Source organism: Rhodococcus sp. T7 (assembly GCF_009872365.1).
GTDB lineage: Bacteria > Actinomycetota > Actinomycetes > Mycobacteriales > Mycobacteriaceae > Rhodococcus_F.
This window is the reverse complement of sequence record NZ_WXYH01000330.1, coordinates 40,018-63,281: the sequence shown is the minus strand read 5'-3', so window position 1 is coordinate 63,281 and position 23,264 is coordinate 40,018. Positions and strand designations below refer to the sequence as shown.

Here is a 23,264-nt window from a genome sequence, read left to right as displayed (position 1 = left end):
CTTCTCCGCCGAACACGAAGTGATGCGCGACAAGCTGATCATGTTGCGCGACACCGCCCAACTCGTCGCCACCGGTGACCATCGCCGGGCCGAGGTGTCGCTGCGCCGCGTCGACGACTTCCTCACCGGCACACTGCTGCCGCACGAGCACGCCGAGGAGAACGAACTCTACCCCGCCCTGGCCGGACCGCTCGGCAGCGGAGAGGCCACTGCCACGATGAGCCGGATGCACGCCGAAATCGATCGGCTCGGTCGCCGCCTACACATTCATCGACACCAGATCGACTCGCGTGGCGAGTTGGACCCCGACCAACTCGAGGACCTCCTCGCCTGCTTGTACGGTCTGTATGCCGTGCTGCGACTGCACTTCGTCCAGGAAGAGGAAAACTACTTCACCCTCGCCCGATCAGTCGATCACACCGGTGACCTGCCACGAACGTGACCGCGGCCGCCCGGCTCTCCGAATAGGCCGCGGGAAAGGCCGAACGGCCCTTATCACCGCCGGGCGTGCGCTGGCTCAATGGGAAGAGAGGAGGGGACGACGGCAGTTCCGCCGGCAGAGGAGTCAACATATGGACAGCACACGTGTCCCGCAATCGGGTGAACGAATCCTCGACCGCACGGGACTCGACCTTCTGATCGAGGTGCTGCGTGGCCACGGATATCGGGTGGTCGGCCCGACCGTTCGTGACAGCGCCATCGTTCTGGGAGAACTGGATTCGGGCACCGATCTGCCGGCGGGGTGGGGCGTGGAAACCGGCCCCGGAAAATACCGGCCGCACCGCCGCGACGACGACGCGGTGTTCGCGCACTCGTCGGGCCCGCAGTCGTGGAAACAATTCCTGCACCCGCCGCGGCGGCAACTGTGGGCCACCGAACGCGACGGCTCGTGGGAGGCCCCCGTCGTCGACGAAACACCGTATGCGTTCGTCGGCGTCCACGGTTGCGACCTGGCGGCGATCGCGGTCCTGCGCCGTGTCCTGTGTCCGGACCCGGACGCGGACACTCCCATCGCACGCCGGTTCCGGAACCTGTTCGTCGTCGCAGCGCAGTGCACCGAGCCCGGCGGGGTGTGCTTCTGCGCCTCCATGGGGACCGGCCCCGCCGCCGGTCCCGGTTTCGATCTGGCGCTCACCGAAATGCTCGACGACCACGGCCACCGTTTCCTGGTCGATGTCGGCACCGAATCCGGCGCCACGATCCTCGACGACGTCGAAAGCCGCGCTGCCGAACCCCGCGACGTCGACACCGCGCGCACCGCGGTCGCCGCCGCCACCGAGCGCATGGGCCGGCGCATGCCGGAGACGGACCTGCGTGAACTGCTGCAGCGGGCGCGGGACGCCGACGTCTGGGAGGACGTCGCCGACCGGTGCCTGACCTGCGGAAACTGCACCATGGTGTGCCCCACCTGCTTCTGCACCACCACCGAGGACATGACCGACCTGACCGGCGAGCACGCCGAGCGGTGGCAGCACTGGTCTTCCTGCTTCGAACTCGACTTCAGCCACCTGCACGGCGGAGATGTGCGTACCTCGGCGCAGAGCCGCTACCGACAGTGGATGTCCCACAAACTCGGCACCTGGTTCGACCAGTTCGGCAGCTCCGGCTGCGTGGGATGCGGACGGTGCATCGACTGGTGTCCGGTCGGCATCGACATCACCGAGGAGGCGGCACGGCTGGCGCAACTCCTGCCGGCGTGGGGGCAGGAGAACCAGTGAACGCCGCCGAACCTGTCCTTCCGGCCGCGCTCGCCGCGCTCGCCGAGAAACAGCGTGTCCGGCTCGCGGAATTCATGACGGCGACCCGATTCGCTCCCGGCGCCCTCGTCTTCCGGGAGAACGACCCGGCGACCCGCTGCTGGCTGCTGCAGACCGGCAGTGTGGTCCTGACGACGGTGGTGCCCGGGCACGGCACCGTCAGCCTCGAGACCCTGCACGGCGGGGACATCCTGGGCTGGTCCTGGCTGGGCACGAATCCACGCTGGCAATTCACCGCGCACGCTGTGACCGCGACCGACGCCACCGAACTGGATGTGGTCGCCCTGCAGGCGAGCGCCGCCGACGATCCGGCCTTCACCTACGCGGTCACCCGGGCCCTGTCGGGGGTGCTCATCGCCCGCCTCCACTCCACCCGGGCGCGGCTGCTCGACCTCTACGCCGGCCACCGCCAGGAGTGATACCGTGTCACAGGACTGCATGCTTCCGCACGGGTACCGCGTCGGCTCCCGCACGGTCGAAACGCACGACACCGTCACCCTGACGCTGCATCCGATCGGTGGACTACCCGAAAATCATTTCACGCCAGGTCAGTTCATGATGCTGTACGCACACGGCGTCGGGGAGGTGGCCATCTCGATCAGCGGCGACCCGTCGCGCGACGGCGACACCTTGGTCCACACGATCCGGAACGTGGGCGCCGTGAGCCGGGCCCTCCACGACGCCCCCGTCGGCACCGTGCTCGGTGTCCGCGGTCCCTTCGGACGCGGGTGGAACCTGCGCACCGAGTCCGGCGGGGACCTCATCATCGTGGCGGGCGGGGTGGGACTGGCACCGCTTCGTCCGGTGATCCTCGCCGCCCTCGCCGCCCGCGACCGATTCCGGCGGATCACCCTCGTCGTCGGCGCGCGGACTCCGTCGAACATCCTCTTCCGATCCGAGCTCTCCGCCTGGCAATCCCGCGACGACCTTGCCGTCGAGCTGACGATCGACCAACCGGTCTCCGGCTGGACGGGTGCGGTCGGGTTCGTCACCGAAGCCTTACACCGGGTGCCGGTCGACCCGACCCGGACCACCGCGTTGCTGTGCGGCCCCGAACCGATGATGCGGTTCTGCGCCCGCGCCCTGACCGACCGGGGGGTGCGCCCCGGCGACATCCAGGTGTCCCTCGAACGGAACATGCAGTGCGGTGCCGGAGTCTGCGGCCACTGCCAGCTCGGTGAACTTCTGCTGTGCCGGGACGGCCCGATCGTCGACTACACCGTCGCCGAACCCCTCCTACGAACACCGGAGCTGTGATGAGTGCACCCCCGAAGACCACTCCGACACTCGCTGTCTGGAAGTTCGCCTCGTGCGACGGCTGCCAGCTCACCCTCCTCGACTGCGAAGACGAACTACTGGCACTGTCCGAGGCGGTGTCGATCGCGCACTTCCTCGAGCTGTCCGACACCGTCACAGGTGGACCGTACGACGTGTCCCTCGTCGAGGGCTCGATCACCACGGCCGCCGACCGAGACCGCATCCGCACGATCCGCGAGCAATCGCGGGTCCTCGTCACGATCGGGGCCTGCGCCACCGCCGGCGGAATTCAGGCGTTGCGCAACTTCGCCGACATCGATGAGTTCCTGGCGGTCGTCTACGCCAGCCCCGACTACATCGACACCCTCGCGACCTCGACCCCGATCTCGGCGCACGTTCCGGTCGACTTCGAACTGCGCGGCTGCCCGATCGACCGGCGCCAGCTCCTGGAAGTGATCACGGCGTACCTGGCGGGGCGGCGGCCGAACATCCCGAACACCAGCGTGTGCACGGAATGCAAACGACGTGGCCTGACCTGCGTGATGGTCGCCGACGGCACCCCCTGCCTCGGTCCGGTGACCCACTCCGGCTGCGGTGCCCTGTGTCCGGCGGTCTCGCGGGGGTGTTACGGATGTTTCGGCCCGACGACCGACCCGAATCTCACGTCGATGACGGGTTGGCTGCGCACCTGCGGAATGACCGATTCTGCCATCGAACGCGTCTTCGCGACATTCAACGTCGCGGCGTACGGCCCCGGCAGCGGTGGAAGGCCGCAATGACATCCGCCCGTAGGGAGTTGATCGTCCGTGCCCTCGCCCGTGTCGAAGGGGAGGGCCGACTCGATGTCACCATCCGCGACGGCCACGCGGACCGGGTGGCTCTCGCGATCTACGAGCCACCCCGGTTCTTCGAGTCGTTCCTGCGTGGGCGGCACTATCTGGAACCACCGGACATCACCTCCCGGATCTGCGGCATCTGCCCGGTCGCGTACCAGGTGAGCGCCTGCAATGCGATCGAACAGGCCTGCGCACTCACGATCGACGATGCCGTTCTCGATCTGCGGCGCCTGCTGTACTGCGGGGAGTGGATCGCGAGCCACGTGCTGCACATCTACTTCCTGCACGCCCCCGACTTCCTGGGTCTGCCGGACTCGATCGCGCTCGCCCGCACCGATCGCGCCGCACTCGAGCGGGGACTCGCCCTGAAGAAGGCGGGCAACGCCATCCTCGACACCGTCGGCGGCCGTCCCATCCACCCGGTCAACTTCCGCGTCGGCGGATTTCATCGCGCACCGACCCGCGCCGAACTGGCTCCGCTCGCCGAACAACTCCGCACCGCGCTCGAGTACGCGGTGGCCACAGTCGACTGGGTGTCGTCGTTCACCTACCCCGACCTCGAACTCGACCACGATTTCCTGGCGCTCCGGCACGAATCCCGATACGCCATCGAAGACGGCGAGATCGTCTCGTCCACCGGACTGCGTTGCTCGGCCGACGAATTCCCCGGGCATGTCGTCGAACACCAGGTGCCGCACTCCACCGCTCTGCACGCCGAACTCGACGGTCGGCGTTACCTCACGGGCCCGCTCGCCCGGTACTCCCTCAACTCGTCCCAGTTGACGGGGCTAGCCGCATCGAGTGCCACCGCAGCGGGACTCGGCGTGCAATGTCGCAATCCGTATCGCAGCATCGTCGTGCGCGCCGTCGAAGTCGTGTACGCCCTCGAGGAGGCCCTGCGGATCATCGACCGCTACCAGCGGCCCGTACCGTCTTTCGCGGCTGCCGCCCCGAAATACGGTGTTGGGCATGGCGTCAGCGAAGCGCCACGAGGGCTGCTGTATCACCGCTACGAACTCGATACCGACGGCCTTCTCACGGCGGCCACCATCATTCCGCCTACCTCACAGAACCAGGCGGCCATCGAACACGACCTCCGCACCGCCGTCAACTCCCATCTGACGCTCGCGGACGACGACCTGACGGCGATGTGCGAGCGGATCATCCGCAACTACGATCCGTGCATCTCGTGCGCGACACATTTCCTCACCCTCACCATCGACCGCCGATGATCACCGTGGTGCTCGGCCTGGGCAACGACTACCGCCGCGACGACGGCCTCGGACCCGCCGTCGCACGGGAAGTCGCTGCCCGCGTGGCCGCGGATGTTCGGGTCTCGGCCTCGGACGGTGACCCCACCCGCATGCTGGATGCCTGGGCCGGAGCGGATCTGGCCGTCTTGGTCGATGCCGTCGTGTCCGATCCACCGCGACCCGGGACCGTTCATCGATTCGACTCGAATATCGTTGCCGCGCTACCGACCCCGGCCGTCAGCACACACGGCCTCGGACTGGTCACGGCGCTCGAATTGGGGAGCGTGCTCGACCGACTACCTTGCCGGTGGGTGCTCTACGTCGTCGAGGTGGTCGACGTCGGCTGCGGCCGCGGGCTCTCACCCGCGGCCGCAGGTGCGGTCGAGTCGGTGGTACAGGCGGTGCTCTCCGAACTCGCAGGACTTACCGGACAACCAGCAGTGGGCAGGTCACCGAATGCGCCAGCGCCCGACTGGTCGAACCCAGCAGCATACTCGTGAACCCGCCCCGCCCCCGGCTCCCGACCACGATCAGCTGTGCATGTTCGGCCTGCTCCCGCAGATTCCGCGCCGGCTGATCCATGACCACGACCGGTCGGACCGTCACATCCGGGAATTCCCCGGCGCGTCCGGCCATACTCTCGGACAGCAGTGCCCGCTCGCGGGTCTCGACCTGCGCCCAGTCGACATCGCTGGGGAACGGTGCATACAGATCGATATCGGACCAGGCGTGCACCGCCACCAGGTCGACGCCGCGCAGCGCCGCCTCCTCGAATGCCATTGTGATCGCGGACTCGCTGTGCGCGGAGCCGTCGACCCCGACGACGACCGGACCGGAAATGTTGTTGACCTCGGTGTGCGGGAGCCCGCGCACGACGGCGACCGGTGCGTGCGCGTGGGCCACGACCGCGGCACTGACCGACCCCAGGACCGCACGGTCGAAGAACCCGTGCCGGTGCGCGCCGACCACGACCATCCGCGCGGACTTCGACCGCTCGATCAGCTCACCCGAGGGCACTCCGGTGCAGAACGCTGTATCGACGTCGAGGGTATGCCCCGCCGCGGCCTGGGCGGCCACCTCTTCCGCCTGCGCGAGTCGCTGCTTGGCGTCGAGCTCCTCTTCCTCGAAGAGGCTGGCGGGAACCCCGATCGGCACACCGTAGGTACCGGGTACGAACATGGTGGTGACCAACGTCAACGGAGCGCCGCGCAACGCAGCCTCCTGCGCAGCCCACGACACAGCCTGCAGGGACGACTGCGAGCCGTCTACCCCGACGACGATCGGATGCTGGGCGGTCATGATGGTCTCCTCGAATTCGCGTGGATGATCCCGTCACTACCATCGTCACCGCCGCCGCGACCGGCGCCGTAGGGGAGAAGGTCCTCATCTTCGCGGCACTGGTCGAACGTCAGGGCAACGGCGCGGACCAGTGAATCGTGGTACCACCGCCGGCGGAGGTATCGATGCTGAACCGCCCGTTGGCTTGGCGTGCCCTGGCGGCGAGATTGTCGAGCCCACGGATGACGGCGTCGTCCGGAATTCCCACGCCGTTGTCCGCCACCTCGATCACCAAGTCGTCGTACACCGACACCTTGATCGTGACAGTGTCGGCGGCGGCGTGCCGCACGACGTTGCTCAGTGCCTCGCGCAGCACCGCTTCCGCATTTTCGGCGAGCAGCGAGTCGATGACCGACAGCGGGCCCGACATGTGCACGGTGGTCTGCAAGCCGGAGTCCGCGGTGATCTCGGCGATCACCTCGTGCAGCCGCTGCCGAAGCTGAGTGGTCTCACTCGCGCCGCCGTGCAGATCGAAGATTGCGGTCCGGATATCGCGCACGATGTCGTGGAGTTCGTCCACGGTGTGCCCGAGCCTGCTCTTGACCTCCGGCGACTTGGCCCGTTGCACGGTGCTCTGCAGCGACAGGCCGACGGCGAACAGCCGCTGGATCACATGATCGTGCAGGTCGCGCGCGATCCGGTCCCGGTCGGACAACACATCCAGCTCCCGCATCCGCCGTTGGGTGTTCGCCAATTGCAGGGCCACGGCCGCTTGGTCCGCGAAACCCGACATCAGGACCAACTGTTCCTCGGTGAAGGGCACCGAGCCCTGGGTACGCAGGGCTACGAGGACACCGGCCACCGATTGGGCGGCACGAAGCGGAAGAACCAGGGCGGGGCCGAACGGCGTGGTCGCGTCGAATCCGGGGTCGAACGCCAGCTGGTCCACGCGCAGCGGCATTCGGCTGCGGAACGCTTGGCCCGACGAGGACCCCTCGAGCGGGATCGCGCCGCCGATGATGTGGTCCGATACCGTGCCGGCCGACACCGTGACGACCAGTTCCGTCACGTCGTCCGACGGAGTCTCCGGATCGTCCGGCACCGCCAGGAAGGTGCTGTCGGCTGCGGTGAGCTCCAGCGCGTCGTCGGCGATGACCTGCAGTACGTCGACTGTGTCACTGCCCGCGAGCAGTTCGGTGGCGATCTCTCGTGTCGCTTCCAGCCAGGCCTGCCGGATGCGTGACTGCTCGTACAGCCTCGCGTTTTCGATGGCGATTCCCGCCGCCGCCGCGAGCGCCCGCAAGATCGCCTCGTCGTCTTCGGTGAAGGGCAGTCCGTTTTTCTTCTCGGTGAGGTACAGATTGCCGAACACCTCGTCGCGGATCTGGACGGGAACCCCGAGGAACGTTCTCATCGGCGGATGGTGCGGAGGAAATCCCACCGAGGCAGGGTGGTGCGACATGTCGTTCAGGCGGATCGGTTTCGGGTTGGTGATGAGGAATCCGAGTATTCCCCGCCCTCTCGGCAGGTTTCCGATCTCGGCGCGAGTCTCGTCATCGATACCTTCGAACACGAATTCGGCCAGGTCCTCACCAGGTCCGAGCACCCCCAGCGCTCCGTAACGTGCGTCAACCAGGTTGATCGCCGCGTGCACGATGGTGCGGAGCGTGTCGTCGAGATCGAGCCCGGACGTCACTGAGAGCATGGCTTCGAGGAGACCATCGACGTGATCACGTGCCTCGACGATCTGTGTGATGCGCTCTTGGACTTCGGTGAGCAACTCCCGCAGCCGCAACTCGGACAGGGGTCCGAGGAGAGATCGGGGATTCCGCTCATCCTCAGGAGGAGTCATCCTTGGCATTGTTCCAGCCCACCGTCCGCCAGGGTGGAAAAGGTGGACGCGCACACCCCGGGCGGGTCAGGTCGGGGGTGGGGTCATCTTCGTGGCGATGACGGCGGCCTGGGTCCGTCTCTCCACTCCCAGCTTCGTCAGCAACCGGGACACGTAATTCTTGACCGTCTTCTCCGCGAGAAACATCCGCTCCGCAATCTGCCGGTTCGTCAAGCCCTCACCCAGCAGGGCCAGGAGGGTTCGTTCCTGGCTGGTCAGGCGGGAGATGGCGCCGTGCTCGGTGCTCGCGTCCGACCGCAATTTCGCCATCAACGCTGCCGCCGCGCGACTGTCGAGCAGCGACTTGCCTGCGCCCACGTCGTGGACCGCCTCGGTGAGCTCCATGCCGCGGATGTCCTTGACGACGTACCCACTGGCGCCGGCGAGGATGGCATCGAGCATGGCCTGATCATCGGTGTACGAGGTGAGCATCAGGCAGCGGATGCCGGGCATCTTCGACATCAGTTCCCGACACAACTCGATGCCGTTTCCGTCCGGAAGGCGGACGTCGAGCACGGCGACATCGGGTTGGAGCGCGGGTATCCGGGCCAGCGCCTGAGAGTACGACGCTGCCTCTCCGACTACGGTGAGTTCCGGGTCCTCGGTGAGAAGTTCCGCGATCCCACGGCGCACGACTTCGTGATCGTCGACGAGAAAGACGCTGATCATTCGGCAACCTCCGCTCTGCAGGTTGGTGCCGCCACTTCCCCCAGGTTACGGCAGCAGGCGAGCGCACGACGAGATCTCGGCGGGAATGCGGTCGGCGATCACCGCGGATGCGGTACGACCGAGAGCACCGAGTCCGTGGCGCGCCGCGGTGTCTGCCGCGGAGTGAGCTTCTTGTCCGTGACGCCCAGCCGGATCAGGGCCTGAGGAAATCCGCGGTCGGGGAGCAGTTCACGGATCAACTCACGGCTCTGCCGAAGTTCGGTCATATGGGTCAGGGGGCAGGTCGCAAGGCCCTCCACCGTCGCCTCCAGGAGCACCGCCGACAGCGCCTCGCCGGCGCGGAGCCAGTCCGTCCGCACATCGCCATCGGTGCTCACCACCAGCACTGTGGACCGGTCGATCTCCTCGGCGGAATCATTGTCGAGACCAGCGGGAAAACCGCGCCCGATGTCTACCCGGGAGAGGTTCTCCGCCGTTGCCAGGGCATTCGGGGGAATCCCACCGGATGGTATGGAATGGCCTGCCCACCAATGTAACTCGGTGTGATATGCGGTGTCGTAGCGGCGTGCCGCGGCCGTGATCTTGGTGGCTTCTGCGAGGGTCGCGCGAGCTTCGGGGGGCAGGACCGTCAGATGCGCCCCTCGGGCGCGGACCATATCCGGCAGAGCGCGCGGAAGCGGCGTCTTCACACTCAACGGACCGAACGGACGCCGATCGGAATATCGGTGGCGGATCGCGGAGAGGAGATCGAAGTCGTGCGAGCGGGGGTGCGCGTCATGGTGGAATCTGATCGTCGCCAGATGCCCGGAATGCAGCCCGTCGGGAAGGCGTTCGATGTCTGGCGTCCATCGCAGTGCGGTCAGCGCAGTTTCCAGGTGGTGCAGTGCCGCGCCACAGCTGACCACCAGTTGTCGACCCTTCGGATCTGTCGACGCCAGGAGCCGGCCGCGGTCGGTGTGCAAGTCCAGGCGACCGTCCGAATAGGTCCACTGCCACGGCTGGCTGTTGTGCACCGAGGGTGCACGACACGCAAGGTCCACCGCGATTCGAACCACGTTCACATCGGGAATGGTGGTGTCCACGATCGTCTCCACTTCAATCCACCCAACGTCACGACCCGTGCCGGAGATCTGGTGCATGACACCAGTGTCCATCGCACGGGTTCCCCGGGTTAGGGCCGATTGTCACCGCCGGACAGGGCACAGGTCCGCAGCCGCCAACCCACGGTGCGACCGTCATTCGGGGACCGAAGACCCTACTGGCAGCGTCCCCACAGCTGCGAGCCTGGGCACATGGCCATTCCGCTCGCCGTCCGCACCGAAGGGCTCACGAAATCGTACGGTTCCGTCCTCGCCCTCGACGACGTCGATCTCAGCGTCCACCCCGGCGAGGTCTTCGGCTACCTCGGCCCCAACGGATCCGGCAAGTCGACCACCCTGCGCCTGCTGATGGGATTGCTCCGGCCGACCTCCGGCACCGCCGAGGTCCTGGGACTGGACGCCTGGTCATCCGCAGCCGACGTCCACCGCGGCGTCGGCTACGTTCCCGGCGAACTGTCGCTCTACGAGCGGCTGACCGGCCGTCAGCACGTCACCTACTTCGGGCACCTGCGCGGCAACACCGACGACAAGACGGCCGTGATGATCGCCGACCGGCTGGATCTGGACCTGGACAAGACGGCGCGAACCCTGTCGAAGGGAAACCGGCAAAAACTGGCGTTGGTTCTCGCGCTGATGTCCGGACCCGAACTGTTGATCCTCGACGAACCCACCGGAGGACTCGACCCCCTGGTGCAACGAGAATTCCACGCAATTCTGCGGGAGCACACCACATCCGGCGGCACTGTCCTGCTGTCGTCGCACGTGCTGAGCGAAGTCCAGCAGGTTGCCGACCGGGTGGGGGTGCTGCGGGAAGGCATACTCATCGCCGTCGAGAGCCTGCATGAACTGCGCCAGAAGTCACTCCACCATGTGACCGCCGAATTCGCCGACCCGGTGCAGGAATCCGACTTCCGCAGGATCGACGGAATCCGGGATCTCGCGATCGACGACCGCAGCCTCACGTGCAGCGCCCCGCAGTCCGCACTGGACTCATTGATCCGGGCCGCCGCCCGATACACCGTCGTCGACTTCGCGTGCGCCGAAGCCGACCTCGAGGAAACCTTCATGGCGTTCTACGGAATCGGGGCGGGCGATGCTGCGTAGCGTGCTCACCAAGACCTTGTACGACCAACGCCGCGCGCTGCCCGGGTGGGCTTTGGGTCTGGTCTTGCTCGTCGCGATGTACGTGGCCATCTGGCCCAGCGTGCGCGATCAGCCGTCGATGAACCAGTTCCTCGATCAGATGCCCGAAGCATTCCGGGCGCTGTTCGCAATGTCGGGGGCCGACATGTCGACCCCGGTCGGTTACATCCAGATCGAACTGCTCTCGTTCATGGCGCCGTTGCTGTTCCTCGTCTATACCACCGGTAGCGGTGCCGGCGCGGTGGCCGGGGAGGAGGACCGCGGAACCCTCACCCTGCTGCTCGCCACCCCCTTGACTCGCCGGCGCATCCTGCTCGAGAAGGTCGGCGCTCTCGTCGTCGGCACGGTGCTCCTCGCCGCCGCGACGGGAATCGCTCTCCTCGCCGAAGGGATGTTGGCGGACATGAACCTGCCGGTAGGAAAAGTGTTCGCGGCGATGGCCCACCTGGCCTTACTCGCGTTGGTGTTCGGTGCCCTAGCTCTGGCACTGGGGGCGGTCACCGGACGCCCGGCGCTGAGTCGTTCGGTCCCGGCAGTGGCCGCGGTACTCGCGTACGTGCTGAACGGTCTCGGCCCCGTGGTGTCCTGGCTCGCCCCCTGGCAACGGTATTCCCCGTTCTATCAGTACGCCGGTCACGACCCCCTTCGGCACGGGTTCTCCATCAGCGCAGCAGTGGTCTCCCTGGCCACGATATCGGTCCTGATCGTCGTTGCGGTGGTGGGCTTCAGCCGGCGGGACGTGGTGAGGTAACGGGTGACCGGGCACGCCGCGGGCGGCCGGCAGATCGTCGCCGGGATCGACGGCTCGGCCGTGGCCGAGGCGGCGGCACGCTGGGCCGCCGCTGTCGCCGCGCGGGGAAATCTGCCGCTCCGACTGGTCCACGTCCTGCCACCGGCACCTCTTTTCTACGGGGCGCCGGCACCGGTCCCGGACATCGAGGCGGTCCGTGCGCTCGGCGACGCCGCGCTCTCGCATGCCGCCGAGATCATCCGCGGCGAACAACCAGCCGTCGCGATCGAATGCACAACCATAACCGGGCCGACTCCCGCCGAATGCCTGCTGGATGTGGCACCGTCGGCCTCGATGGTGGTGATCGGGTCGGCGTGTGCCGGGCCCGTCGAGGGATTCCTGAACGCCACGGCCCTACGGCTGGCGCACCACGCCACCTGCCCGGTCACGGTGTGGCGGCCGGCCCCGGGTCCTGTCCTGCCCGACCGCCGGCCGGTGATCGTCGGCGTCGACGGAAGCGAGATCAGCAGCGCGGCCGTGCGGTGGGCGTGTTCGTTCGCGGCCTCCTTCGAGGCGCCCGTCGTGGCGGTCCACATCTGGACCGGCACAGCACCCCAAGGGGGGTCGCACCGCCACGAGTATCTGGTCGACGCGACAGAGCAGGTACTACTGGCGGAAAGCGTCGCCGGCTGCCGGACCGAGTACCCCGACCTGACGATCGAACAGGTCACCGAACGCGGCGCTCCGGCCGATGCCCTGCTCGGGCGATGCCGTCAGGCGCAACTCCTGGTCGTCGGAAGCCACGACCGAGGGGCGCTGGGACGAGCGCTGCTCGGATCGACCGGTCAAGACATGCTGCACCGCGCTCCCTGCCCCGTCACGATCTGCCATCCGGACGCGACTCCGGCACCGCCTCACGCCGAGACACCATCCGCCCCAACGGAGTCGAGGAGAAGACCATGACGAACGCACCGATAGTCGTGGGCGTCGACGGATCCCCGTCGTCGTCGGACGCCGTGCGATGGGCGACGCGCGAGGCCGAAATTCGCCACGCTCCACTTCTGCTCCTGTCGTGCATCAGCTATCGCGGCGCCGAGGCCGCGGTTCCGTGCATCGGAACCGAACTGCGTGGCCGCGCCGAACGGGACCTGGTGGCCGCGCTCGGGATCGCACAAACCGAGAACCGCGAGGGCGGAGTCGACATCCGCACCGAGGTACATGCGCAGTACGCGCCCGCGGCGCTCGTCGATTGCTCGGACTCCGCGAGGATGATCGTCGTCGGTCGACGCGGCCTCGGTGAATTCACGGGCGGGTTACTCGGTTCCGTCAGTTCGATCGTCGCCCGCCACGCACGCTGCCCGGTCGCCGTGATCGAGGGGTGGTCTCGGGTCGAGGACGGCTCGGGACCGGTCGTCGTCGGAGCCGACGGCTCCGCCAACAGCGCCGCCGCCATCGACGTCGCCTTCGAAGAATGTGCACTGCGCGGTGCTGAACTGGTTGCGCTGCACGCCTGGTCTGATCAGAACCTGTCGCAGATCCACATCGATCCGCACCAGTGGAAGGCCGCCGAACAGTCAGAGACGGCCCTGCTGGCCGAATGCCTGGCGGGGCACACGGAGCAGTATCCCGACGTCGCCGTGCGGGTCGTCGTGGTCAGAGACCGTCCGGTGCGACACCTGCTGGCCGAGGCGGAACAAGCTCAGCTCATCGTGGTCGGAAGCCACGGCCGCGGCGGATTCACCGGCATGACGCTCGGTTCGACCAGCGAGGCGCTACTGCATATCACCACCTGCCCGCTGCTGATCGTGCGCCCGCGATCGGAGGACTGACGCATCTCCCCCCGAACAGCAGTGGGCCGACAATCCGCCCCTGTCCTCTCCGCAAACACCCGCAGATCTCTTCGTGAGAGAAGGAGACAAATAATGCGCAACAGACGACGCTACAAGTGGTCCGATCTGACGCACCGACAGCGCACCGCCGTCGCCATGTCAGCGACGGTGCAGGTGGCACTCGCGGTCGCCGCGTGGACCGATCTCGCACGCCGCGATCCGCGACAGATCAACGGCAGCAAAAGGACGTGGGCTGCAATTATCGCAGTCAACTTCATCGGCCCTATCGCCTACTTCACACGCGGTCGGCGCGACGAAACCGCACCGCACACTTCGTAAGCACTCTGCATCCCGGCTGCGACACCCGACGATAGGGACGCCCCCGGGCACGGGTCCGCGAACTCAGCGGGCGACGATCAGCGGGCAGGTGACGGTATGCAGCAGGGCCCGACTGGTCGATCCCAGCAACATGCTCGCGAATCCACCACGACCTCGGCTGCCCACAACCAGAAGTTGTGCGCGTTCGGCTTGTGCGCGCAAATTGTGGACAGGACGGTCGATCACCACCACCGCCTGGACCTTGACGTCCGGGTACTCCTCGGCGCGACCGGACAGGCTTTCCGCCAGCAGTGCCATTTCGCGGGTGTGCTGCTTCTCCCATTCGAAGCCGCTACCGCGCCAGCCCGCGAGATCGAGGTCGATATCGGACCAGGCGTGCACGGCCACCAGTCCGACCTGCCGTTGCGCAGCCTCCTCGAACGCTACGGAAATCGCGGGTTCGCTGTTCGCGGTCCCGTCCACTCCGACAACGACCGGTCCGACTATCTCGGTCACCTCGGTATGGGGGAGCTCGCGGACCACGGCAACGGGACACCGGGCGTGGGTGACGACTGCGGTACTGACCGAACCGAGCAGTGCCCGCTCCACCGGCCCGTACCGGTTGCTGCCGACCACCACCATGCGTGCCGTCTCCGACCGCTCGAGCAATTCGCGAGTCGGTGAGCCTGTGCTGCGCGCGATCTCGATATCGATGTCGTGGCCGTGGGCGGCCGCCCGAGCGAATTCCTCAGCCTTTTCCAGTCGCTTCCTCGCGGCGAGTCCTTGGTCGTCGAAGAAGCCGGCGGGTATGCCGGTCGGGACACCCGAGTCCCCGGGCATCGAGGTAACGGTGACCAGAACCAACGGGGCGTCGTGATAGACGGCCTCACGTGCGGCCCAGGTCACGGCGGCCAGCGCCGACTGCCCGTCAACTCCGACGACGATCGGCTGGTGGGCGGTCATGATGAAGGTCTCCTCGCGTGAGTCGGCGTTCGTCCCGTGCACCAATCGTCTTCGCCGCTACGAAGGGCTCATAGAGCCGAAGGTCCCGGCTTCCGGAGCCGCCGCCATCGGGCAACGATACGACGACGCTCTTCCGGCCGTGCGATCGGCGAATACCACCGGCACACCGCGGTGGGGCGGTGCCGCCGGGCCCCAGACCCCGTACGGGGTCTGGGGAAGCCTGCTCCGCGGCCAGGGTCGGGTCCGAAGACCCTACTGGTGAGAGGCTCGCACTGACAGTCTGACGGTATGGCCTCCGATTGCGTCCTCAGCACGGCCAGGATCAGCCCACGATGCGAGTCGATCTGTGCCCCTGAACCCGTGGACCCGGGCACCGGCAGGGGGGAGGGCTTCAGTCACCTCGGAACCGTCCGAAGCGCTGACCCTCCAGCGGCCCGCCCATCATGGATCTCGCACAGTTCCACGCATACGGGTACGTAGCCGCCCTGCTGATCGGACTCGGGCTGGGGATCGAGCGCGAACACGCGGCCCGTTCTGCAGCAGACGGCGCGGACTCGGTCACACCCGAGTTACCCGGCGCCCGAACGTTCCCGCTGATCACCCTCGCCGGTGCGGTGGCGGCCCACGTCGGTGACGTGGTCGTGCCCGCCGCATTTGTCGCGGTGGCGGCTCTCATCGTGTGCTGGTACTGGGTCCGAGCACACGCGCCGGACCGACCGGACGTGGGAACCACCACCTCGTTCGCCGCACTGGTCGCCTTCCTGCTGGGTGCGCTCGCCTTGCACTATCCGTCGCTCGCGGTCGCGCTCGGCGTCATCGTGCTGGTTCTCCTCGCGGTCAAGTCCCCGATACACGAATTCGCCGAGCACATGATCGACGAACGCGACATCATCGACTTCTGCGTATTGGTGGCGATCGCCTTCCTGGTCCTGCCCGTGCTCCCGGACCGTGATGTCGGGCCCTACGGCGCATTGAATCCCGCGACTATCGGTCGACTGGTACTGGCGCTGAGCTTGATCGGATGGGCGGGTTACGTTGCCACCCGGATCCTCGGGCCGCGGTGGGGGCTGCTCATCGTCGGCATCGGCGGTGGATTCGTCTCCGGCGCCGCGACCACTGCGGTCATGGCACGCGCAGCCCGCCAGACCAACACCAAGGACGCCCTACCTGCAGCCCTGGTCGTCAACGTATCCACCATCGTTCTCGTTATCGGCATCACCTGGGTCGTCAACTCCGCAGTTTCCGCGCAACTGGCAATGGTGTTCGGCGGTGCGGCAGTGATGATCGCAGCCGAAACCGCGCTACTGGTGCTCCGCCGGCCACGCGAGCAGTCGGCCGACACCCGGGAGGGTCGGTCGATCGGGTTGCTCGACCGCCCGATCTCGGTCCCGGCGACTCTGTCGTTGACAGGCTTACTGCTCGTCCTGCTCGTCCTGACGAAGGGCGCCGCAGGTGTGTTCGGAAGTGGCGGTGTCATCGCAGCATCGGCTGTCGGAGGCCTGGCTGATGCCCATTCCTCGTCGTTGGCGGCTGCGGCCGCAGCCGGTGGCACAATATCTGTCGACACCGCGACCACCGCTGCAGCGGTGGCGGTCGGTACGAATCTCGTCACCAAGCTCGTCCTGGCGGTGGTGGCGGGAACGTGGGCGTTCGCAACCAGACTCGCCGCGTGTCTGATCGGGCCGGTTGCGCTCTCGGCCATAACCTTGTGGACCGTCGTGCATTGACGACCGATGCCGTCGGCGAAGCAACAACCGATACATCCAGATTGACCCACTCGCCGGCCGAGGACTGCCCGTCCGGACCTCCCGAGCGAAGCGGGACGAACGCCTGATCACGGGTGTTCGTATCCCGTGGCCGAGGCGGCGGAGAAAATCCCGCCAGACGTGACGAGTGGGGAGCTTCCGCGCACATGAACCGGTCCGCTCCTGACGTTTTCGGGGCTGGCCCGAAGTCTCCACGAGACGGACGCGAGATGACCTTGGGCTCTATAGACCCGTGACACGAGCCGCAAGACTGAGAGTGCGGAACGCAGGAGGTCGTGATGGCTGGGGAACTGACTACACCAGTGCGAATCTGGCGGTTGGTGCCATGGAGCCGCAACGCGCTGATGCGTCCGAGCGACCGCCTCGAATCCGTCATCGTCATCGTTGTCGTCGCGGTGGTCCTGCTCCTGCTCCCGGTCGCCGCGGCGTTCGGAACAGCCACCTACACCAGACTGAGAGACCAAGCACGAGTCGAAGGAGCGACCCGTAGCGAGGTGAGCGCTGTGCTCGTCGAGGACGCGGTCCGCGTGTACAACGAGGATGCGGTGCGCGGAACCGGCGGCCCCGATGTCGGCCAGGCACGGGTGCACTGGTCCGTCGGTGGCATCGGGCACACGCACATGATCGACGCAGATTCCGAGGCGAAAGCCGGGGACGCTGTGAGCATCTGGGTCGACGCGAACGGGAATCTCAGTGCCGCGCCGATGACCGGCGGGGAGAGCGCGGTCGCCGCGGTCATCGGCGCCATCGCAGTGTGGGCAACGAGCATCATCGCGGGAGTACTGTTCCTGCTCGGAGTGCATTGGAGCGCATCGAGGCACCGACTCGCGCAATGGAACCGGGAATGGGCCGGCATCGGAAAGGCACCCGGATGGCCCGTGAGCTGAAGTCGACACGGCGGTGAATCCGGACCCCAGAAACACCACACTGGAAGGCGATGAGGGCGGCCATGGAAAATGACACGCTGAGTTTCCTCGACGCCGGCTTCCTGGAAACGGAAGACTCCGACCGGCATGCGAGCCTGACCATCGGAGCGCTGGCAGTCATCGAAGGACCCCCGCCCAATCAGAAGGAGTTCCGCGACGCCGTCGCGGCGCGTCTGCTCAACCTCCCCCACGCACGCGACAAACTCCGCACGGCCCCACTCGATGTCAGTGCCCCGTCGTGGACGGAAGATGCGAACTTCGACCTCGACCGACACCTGCGACGGGTCGCCATCCCCAACCCGGGCGAGGAGGAGGCACTGTTCGGATTCGTTGCCCGGGTCATGGGGCACCGGCTCGACCGGGACCACCCGCTGTGGGAATGCTGGATGGTGGAAGGACTCAGCGGCGACCGCTGGGCGATGCTCGCCAAACTCCACCACTGTATGGCCGACGGGATCACCGGAACACGACTGTTCGAGGCGATGTGTGACGAGGTAGAGCGGACAATGGACCCCGCCGCCGACTCGTCAGGCCCGGAGCACCCCGCTCCTCAACCACCGCCGGCATCCTCGATCTCCACGCTGTTCTCCCCGAGCCACCAGTACGCATTACTCGAGACGATCCTGCGGGCTCCTCTGACGATCGCTCAGGCGGGACTGGGAGCGAGCCGGGGACTTGTCCGGCTCCTGTCCGAGATGCTGACGTCGTCTTCCGACACGTCCCTGATCGGTCCGATAGGCAAGCAACGACGCTACCGCGGTGCCCGCACCCGGATGACGGATGTCCGGGAGATCTGCGCGGCATACGGTGTGACGGTCAACGACGTCGCCCTCGCGGCCATCACCGGTGGATTGCGCACACTGCTCCTTCGACGGGGTGAACACCCCGACGCACACACGGTGCGCACACTGGTGCCGGTCTCGGTGCGGTCCCCGAACGACGACGCCGAATCTCTTCACAACCAGGTATCGCTCATGCTGCCGTTTCTGCCGGTCGACATCGAGGATCACGTCGAACAGCTCACCGCAGTGCATCAAAGGCTGTCTGCGCACAAGGCAGGCAAGGAAGCCCAGGGCGGAAAGGTGTTCACTACGTTGGCACAGTACGGTCCGTTCATGCCCTTGGCCTGGGCGTTGCGGCTGGCCACCCGATTCCCCCAGCACAGCGTGGTGGCTGTGGCCACCAACATCCCCGGACCCCGACAACCTCGTCACGTCCTGGGCCGAAGGATCCTCGACATCTTCCCGTACGTACCCATCGCACTGCGGTTGCGCATCGGCATCGCAATCCTCAGCTACGCCGACACTCTGACGTTCGGTCTGACCGGTGACTACGACAGCACCCCGGACCTCGCCGACCTGGCTACGTCGATCGAACAGGGCGTGTCCTCACTGCTGACGGCCGCCCGCTTGGAGACCGCAGGCAGCTAATGGCAATGACCTCCGGCCCTACCGGTGTGAGGGCCCGATAAGCGAGACTCGATATCACTACGACGGCACCAACCGGCGCACCTGGTCCTACGAATAATGAGGTGGGTGATGGGCACACCTGCGGAGACGATGCCGAGTTGGCGCACGATCGAGTCGGTGGTCGCATTGGCCTGCCGGGCACCATCGCTTCACAACAGTCAACCGTGGCGGTGGGTCCTCGAGCCGGAGGGCCTGACACTGTTCAGTGATCCCGACCGCATCCTGCCCGCCACCGATTCGTTCGGACGCCAAATGGTGGTGTCCTGCGGTGCGGTGCTCAACCATCTCGAATATGCTCTACTCGAGCATCATTGGGATGCGGCGATCGAACGCATGCCTCATTCGGCGAGCCGTCAGTGTCTGGCAACTGTTGCATTTACCCCCGCGGCGGAGGTGTCCGGATCCGAGATCGCCCTGGCATCGGCGATTGCACGCCGGCACACCGAGCGCCTCCCGATGGCCGCTCCTACCTCGTGGGACGACACCCTCGCACAGGTGACCGAACTCGCCGAGCGCGCAGGAATACACGTGGAAGACATCGGGGACCGCGCCCGCCCCACACTCGAGGCAATGTCCCGTCGCCTCAGCGGTCTGCGCCGCGGAAACCCCGTGTATCAAGCCGAGCTGCAGTGGTGGGCGGGCCACGCACTGTATCCCGACGGGATTCCCTCGGCCGCACTACCCGCATCGTCACCCGGAACGGTCCCGGTCGGACGCGAGTTCCCCACCGGCACTGCCACGTGTGACCCCGGCGATATGGAGGACCGTGCCGCGATACTCGTACTCACCACCGGCGCGGACTCGAGACTGGACTGGTTGCGATGCGGCGAGGCGCTCTCGGCGCTCCTGCTGGCCTGCACCGCTCGAGGCCTCGGTACGTGCCCGGTGACGCACATGACCGAGCTGGGGGAAACGAGAACCCGGGTAGGTGAGTTGCTCGACGGCGATGGCCTGCCTCAAGTCCTCATCAGGGTCGGCATCCGGTCACCGAGCGCATCGCCCTCGACAACGCCCAGACGACCGCTCTCCGAGGTTCTCTTCCGCGACCGACCGGAGGCCTGACGATGCAGGGGTCTGATCCCGCCGCCACGGCGTTGCGGATGTTCGCCGATCGGACGTCACGCCGTCGCCGACGGATCCTCGCCCTCGCCGCGACCATCGGAGCCGACGGGGCTGTGACCCAAATGATCCCGTCTCCGGTGTCGGTGATTGCCTGTTCGACACCGGCCGCAGAGGGCCCGCACACCGATCGCGTGTGCTGAGCCGTGGAGGTCGCTGTCCTGCTGGCGATCGCGACAGCGCTCGCGTTCGACCTCACCAACGGCTTCCACGACTCCGCGAACTCGATCGCCGCGCTCGTCGCCACCCGGGCTGCTCGCCCCGAACATGCGCTCATCCTGGCTGCGGCCGGGAACTTCATCGGTCCGTTGGTCGTGGGAACGGCCGTCGCCGACACCGTCGGAGGAGTCGTCACACTCCCCGCGAGCGCGACGGTCACCGCGGTCGGCGCCGCACTGACCGCAGCGATCGCGTGGAACCTCCTCACCTGGTGGTTCGGGCTGCCATCGAGCTCGTCGCACGCCCTGGTCGGCGGACTGGTCGGTGCGTCCCTGGTCGCTGCGGGCCCGAGTGGGGTGCACTGGGGCGGATTCACCGACGGCCGACCTTCCGGCGTCGTGGGGATCCTGGTCGGCCTGGCGATCTCCCCACTTCTCGGCGCGGCCGCGTGTGCGCTGCTCGCGACCATCGCCTGGCGATTGATGCGCCGCGCCCGACGCCGAGCCCTCGGCCCGGTGCGCCGCACCGAATGGGTCACCGCCGCCACCCTCGCATTGAGCCACGGCGGCAATGATGCGCAGAAATCCATGGGGGTGATCACGCTGCTGCTCATAGCGGGTGGTCAGCTCACCGAGTTCACCGTGCCGCTGTGGGTCAAGCTGGCAGCTGCGACCAGTCTGACGATCGGGACCGCGTTCGGCGGGTGGCGTATCGTGCGGACGGTGGGCCGTGGGGTGTTTCGGATGACACCGCTCGACGGGCTGGTCAGTCAGGCCGGCGCCGCCGGCGTGATTCTCGGTGCCTCCCTCGTCGGTGCGCCGGTCAGCACCACACATGTGGTCGCCGCCGGTGTCGTGGGTACGGGCGCGCAACATCGCGCGCGGCATGTGCACTGGAAGGTAGTCACAGAGATGGGCGTGGCCTGGGTGGTCACCCTACCGATGACCACATTGCTAGGGGCGGTGCTGTTTCCGGTGTGGGGGGCGATCTGATGCATCGGCCGCGACTGTCCAATGCGTGGTTCCTGCCACGCTCGTTCGACGTGCTGGACATGCTGCGCCAACAGCTCGACATCGTCGAGCACTGCGTGCACGTGTTGAGCGACTGGGGACACGGCAAGACCCCGACCCACGAGGCGGTCGCGGAGCTGCGGGTCGCCGCGGGAAACGAGCATCGTGCCCGCCGCACTCTCAACAATGCTGTGCGCGACAGCTTCAGCACCCCCATCGAGGCTGAGGATCTATTCGAACTGGGGGAGCGTCTCGGCGAGATCGCCGAGGCCGGGTACGCCGTGATCCGAGAGTCCGAGCTGTCATGTTCCGGCCCGACCTGCGCCTCGCCCGATCCTTACCTCGTCGAGTTGATAGACAGGCTCGCGAGTGCGCTGATCCCCCTCGCACGGGGGCTGCGAAAACTGCCGAGCGGGGACGCGGCACAGTGCGCGGACCGCGCCATCGAAGATTTGTCCATGGTTGAACACGCCTACCGCGCTGCGATCGCCGACCTCGAAAACGAACCCGACGTCCGGCGGGAGTTACGCAGGCGGGAACTGTATCGCCGAGCTGAACATCTGCACGCCGCGATGATGCGTGTGGCGCGGCGCACCTGGTACTCGGTGTACAAGTCACGGTGAGCGGAGCCCCCAGCCGCGTAGCAGGACCCATCTGCCGACGAGGATCGCACTGAAAGCGCTGCGCTGCAGAAGAAGTGACAACGGGTGCGCTGAAGTCCGCAGAGTTCGTGGGGACTCGGTATGCGTACCGCAGCGCTCCTGCGGTCCCTCGTCGACGTCGCGGGGGGTCGCTCGATAACGCACCCCTTCGGGTGGTGCGGACGACTGAGGGACGCGACCAGGCGCCCGAACGCTGTCGCCCTCGCGGACCCTCCCGTACACGCCACACTGGATACCCCCTGGGGTATAATCGTGTCAGGTTTCACGAAAGGGGCAATCATGGTCGGCGACGAAGAAGGCATTGCGTTGGTACTCAATCGGCTCCGCCGCGCGCACGGGCAGCTGGCTGGGGTGATCTCAATGATCGAACAGGGCCGCGACTGCAAGGACGTCGTCACCCAGCTCGCTGCGGTCTCACGCGCCCTGGATCGCGCCGGGTTCAAAATCGTCGCAACCGGATTGCGTGAATGCCTGAGCGGCGAGGCCGCGGAGGGTGCCGAACCCATGACCGAGGCTGAACTCGAAAAGCTCTTCCTCGCGCTCGCCTGAGCGGCGCCTTCCTCTCCGGTTCACCGAACCGGCGATCAGCCGCCGTGCACTACGTACGCCATATCCGACGAACCCCGAAGAGAAAGCCGAATCGTCATGAAACTCGCATTATCGACAACTTTGCACACAACCTTCGCCGATGCAGTGGAGCGAACTCGGAAGGCGCTGGCAGAGCAGGGTTTCGGGGTACTCACCGAGATCGACATGAAAGCCACCCTGAAGGCGAAACTAGGTGAGGAGATGGAGGACTACCTGATCCTCGGCGCGTGCAATCCGCCTCTGGCTCATCGCGCGGTCAACGTCGACCGACAGATCGGGCTGCTGCTGCCCTGCAATGTCGTCGTGCGCGCCGATACCGTCACCGAGAACACCATCATCATCGACGCAATGAACCCAGCCCTGATGGTCGACGTCACCAACGAACCCGGACTGAAAGACGTCGCCGACGACGCCACCATCAAACTCCGGGCCGCGATCGACTCCCTCGCCGCGCACCAGGCCTGACATCTACACAATCCGATTAGACGGACGGAACGGAGGATCGTGACACAGGTGGCCGCCCTGCGGTCATCGGCATTCT

At 66.8% G+C, this 23,264-nt stretch carries 25 protein-coding genes; 20 read left to right on the top strand and 5 right to left on the bottom strand.

The features are described 5' to 3' along the window. From MLGJGCBP_RS28770 to MLGJGCBP_RS28740, 7 genes are all read left to right on the top strand, one after another. Window positions 1–442 (top strand): hemerythrin domain-containing protein (locus MLGJGCBP_RS28770; protein WP_201453226.1); only part of this gene is annotated, 442 nt, incomplete at its 5' end. Between the two features lie 130 nt (window positions 443–572). Next, a complete protein-coding gene (locus MLGJGCBP_RS28765) occupies window positions 573–1,718 on the top strand; it encodes a 4Fe-4S dicluster domain-containing protein (protein WP_160099783.1) in 1,146 nt (381 codons plus the stop codon). Beyond that, window positions 1,715–2,176 carry a Crp/Fnr family transcriptional regulator gene (locus MLGJGCBP_RS28760; RefSeq protein WP_236581419.1) on the top strand — a complete coding sequence of 154 codons (462 nt, stop codon included), beginning with the start codon at window positions 1,715–1,717 and terminating at the stop codon, window positions 2,174–2,176. The genes MLGJGCBP_RS28765 and MLGJGCBP_RS28760 overlap by 4 nt, the downstream gene beginning before the upstream one ends. 19 nt (window positions 2,177–2,195) lie before the next feature. Continuing rightward, window positions 2,196–3,014 (top strand): FAD/NAD(P)-binding protein, encoded by an 819-nt coding sequence (locus MLGJGCBP_RS28755; RefSeq protein WP_160099795.1) that lies wholly within the window; start codon window positions 2,196–2,198, stop codon window positions 3,012–3,014. Then, window positions 3,014–3,793, top strand: a complete 780-nt coding sequence (locus MLGJGCBP_RS28750; protein WP_160099779.1) for an oxidoreductase — start codon at window positions 3,014–3,016, stop codon at window positions 3,791–3,793. The genes MLGJGCBP_RS28755 and MLGJGCBP_RS28750 overlap by 1 nt, the downstream gene beginning before the upstream one ends. Continuing rightward, complete coding sequence (locus MLGJGCBP_RS28745) at window positions 3,790–5,082, top strand: Ni/Fe hydrogenase subunit alpha (RefSeq protein ID WP_160099777.1); 1,293 nt, start codon at window positions 3,790–3,792, stop codon at window positions 5,080–5,082. The genes MLGJGCBP_RS28750 and MLGJGCBP_RS28745 overlap by 4 nt, the downstream gene beginning before the upstream one ends. Next, complete coding sequence (locus MLGJGCBP_RS28740; RefSeq protein ID WP_160099775.1) at window positions 5,079–5,603, top strand: hydrogenase maturation protease; 525 nt, start codon at window positions 5,079–5,081, stop codon at window positions 5,601–5,603. The genes MLGJGCBP_RS28745 and MLGJGCBP_RS28740 overlap by 4 nt, the downstream gene beginning before the upstream one ends. On the opposite strand, the gene MLGJGCBP_RS28735 is transcribed toward MLGJGCBP_RS28740, so the two are convergent. The 4 genes from MLGJGCBP_RS28735 to MLGJGCBP_RS28720 form a co-directional block, all read right to left on the bottom strand. Next, entirely contained in the window at window positions 5,527–6,402 is an 876-nt protein-coding gene (locus MLGJGCBP_RS28735) for a universal stress protein (protein WP_160099773.1), read from the bottom strand. The genes MLGJGCBP_RS28740 and MLGJGCBP_RS28735 overlap by 77 nt on opposite strands. 109 nt (window positions 6,403–6,511) lie before the next feature. Next, complete coding sequence (locus MLGJGCBP_RS28730) at window positions 6,512–8,233, bottom strand: sensor histidine kinase (RefSeq protein ID WP_160099771.1); 1,722 nt, start codon at window positions 8,231–8,233, stop codon at window positions 6,512–6,514. A gap of 66 nt (window positions 8,234–8,299) precedes the next feature. Continuing rightward, window positions 8,300–8,941, bottom strand: a complete 642-nt coding sequence (locus MLGJGCBP_RS28725) for a response regulator (RefSeq protein ID WP_160099769.1) — start codon at window positions 8,939–8,941, stop codon at window positions 8,300–8,302. Window positions 8,942–9,039: 98 nt separating this feature from the next. Then, a complete protein-coding gene (locus MLGJGCBP_RS28720) occupies window positions 9,040–10,023 on the bottom strand; it encodes an Acg family FMN-binding oxidoreductase (protein WP_442972129.1) in 984 nt (327 codons plus the stop codon). A 210-nt stretch (window positions 10,024–10,233) separates the two neighbouring features. On the opposite strand from MLGJGCBP_RS28720, the gene MLGJGCBP_RS28715 reads away from it, so the two are divergent. The 5 genes from MLGJGCBP_RS28715 to MLGJGCBP_RS28695 all read left to right on the top strand — a co-directional run bounded on the left by MLGJGCBP_RS28715 (window position 10,234) and on the right by MLGJGCBP_RS28695 (window position 14,082). Beyond that, window positions 10,234–11,145, top strand: coding sequence for an ABC transporter ATP-binding protein (locus tag MLGJGCBP_RS28715; protein ID WP_160099767.1), 912 nt, complete (start codon window positions 10,234–10,236; stop codon window positions 11,143–11,145). Next, entirely contained in the window at window positions 11,135–11,935 is an 801-nt protein-coding gene (locus MLGJGCBP_RS28710; RefSeq protein WP_160099765.1) for an ABC transporter permease subunit, read from the top strand. Before MLGJGCBP_RS28715 ends, MLGJGCBP_RS28710 begins: the two co-directional genes overlap by 11 nt. A 3-nt stretch (window positions 11,936–11,938) precedes the next feature. Next, complete coding sequence (locus MLGJGCBP_RS28705; RefSeq protein WP_160099763.1) at window positions 11,939–12,877, top strand: universal stress protein; 939 nt, start codon at window positions 11,939–11,941, stop codon at window positions 12,875–12,877. Next, a complete protein-coding gene (locus tag MLGJGCBP_RS28700; protein ID WP_160099761.1) occupies window positions 12,874–13,743 on the top strand; it encodes a universal stress protein in 870 nt (289 codons plus the stop codon). Before MLGJGCBP_RS28705 ends, MLGJGCBP_RS28700 begins: the two co-directional genes overlap by 4 nt. 93 nt (window positions 13,744–13,836) lie before the next feature. Continuing rightward, complete coding sequence (locus tag MLGJGCBP_RS28695) at window positions 13,837–14,082, top strand: PLD nuclease N-terminal domain-containing protein (protein WP_160099759.1); 246 nt, start codon at window positions 13,837–13,839, stop codon at window positions 14,080–14,082. A gap of 63 nt (window positions 14,083–14,145) precedes the next feature. Here MLGJGCBP_RS28695 and MLGJGCBP_RS28690 read toward each other — a convergent pair whose 3' ends face one another. Then, on the bottom strand, window positions 14,146–15,024 hold the full coding sequence (locus MLGJGCBP_RS28690; RefSeq protein ID WP_160099757.1) for a universal stress protein: 879 nt from the start codon (window positions 15,022–15,024) through the stop codon (window positions 14,146–14,148). 443 nt (window positions 15,025–15,467) lie between these two features. Between MLGJGCBP_RS28690 and MLGJGCBP_RS28685 the strand changes: the two genes are divergently transcribed. The 8 genes from MLGJGCBP_RS28685 (at window position 15,468) to MLGJGCBP_RS28650 (ending at window position 23,188) form a co-directional block, all read left to right on the top strand. Beyond that, window positions 15,468–16,751 (top strand): MgtC/SapB family protein, encoded by a 1,284-nt coding sequence (locus tag MLGJGCBP_RS28685; RefSeq protein ID WP_160099755.1) that lies wholly within the window; start codon window positions 15,468–15,470, stop codon window positions 16,749–16,751. Between the two features lie 317 nt (window positions 16,752–17,068). Further along, the gene (locus tag MLGJGCBP_RS28680) at window positions 17,069–17,677 is read left to right on the top strand and encodes an Rv1733c family protein (RefSeq protein ID WP_160099753.1); all 609 of its coding nucleotides are present in this window, start codon (window positions 17,069–17,071) and stop codon (window positions 17,675–17,677) included. 62 nt (window positions 17,678–17,739) lie between these two features. Next, window positions 17,740–19,146, top strand: coding sequence for a WS/DGAT/MGAT family O-acyltransferase (locus MLGJGCBP_RS28675; RefSeq protein WP_160099751.1), 1,407 nt, complete (start codon window positions 17,740–17,742; stop codon window positions 19,144–19,146). A gap of 108 nt (window positions 19,147–19,254) precedes the next feature. Then, on the top strand, window positions 19,255–20,247 hold the full coding sequence (locus MLGJGCBP_RS28670; RefSeq protein WP_236581417.1) for an Acg family FMN-binding oxidoreductase: 993 nt from the start codon (window positions 19,255–19,257) through the stop codon (window positions 20,245–20,247). A gap of 203 nt (window positions 20,248–20,450) precedes the next feature. Then, complete coding sequence (locus tag MLGJGCBP_RS28665) at window positions 20,451–21,455, top strand: inorganic phosphate transporter (RefSeq protein WP_160099749.1); 1,005 nt, start codon at window positions 20,451–20,453, stop codon at window positions 21,453–21,455. Then, a complete protein-coding gene (locus tag MLGJGCBP_RS28660) occupies window positions 21,455–22,096 on the top strand; it encodes a hypothetical protein (RefSeq protein WP_160099747.1) in 642 nt (213 codons plus the stop codon). Before MLGJGCBP_RS28665 ends, MLGJGCBP_RS28660 begins: the two co-directional genes overlap by 1 nt. Window positions 22,097–22,414: 318 nt before the next feature. Next, on the top strand, window positions 22,415–22,684 hold the full coding sequence (locus tag MLGJGCBP_RS28655; RefSeq protein ID WP_160099745.1) for a metal-sensitive transcriptional regulator: 270 nt from the start codon (window positions 22,415–22,417) through the stop codon (window positions 22,682–22,684). 96 nt (window positions 22,685–22,780) lie between these two features. Then, window positions 22,781–23,188: a DUF302 domain-containing protein gene (locus tag MLGJGCBP_RS28650; protein WP_160099743.1), complete on the top strand. Its 408-nt coding sequence runs from the start codon at window positions 22,781–22,783 to the stop codon at window positions 23,186–23,188. Window positions 23,189–23,264 lie beyond the last annotated feature (76 nt).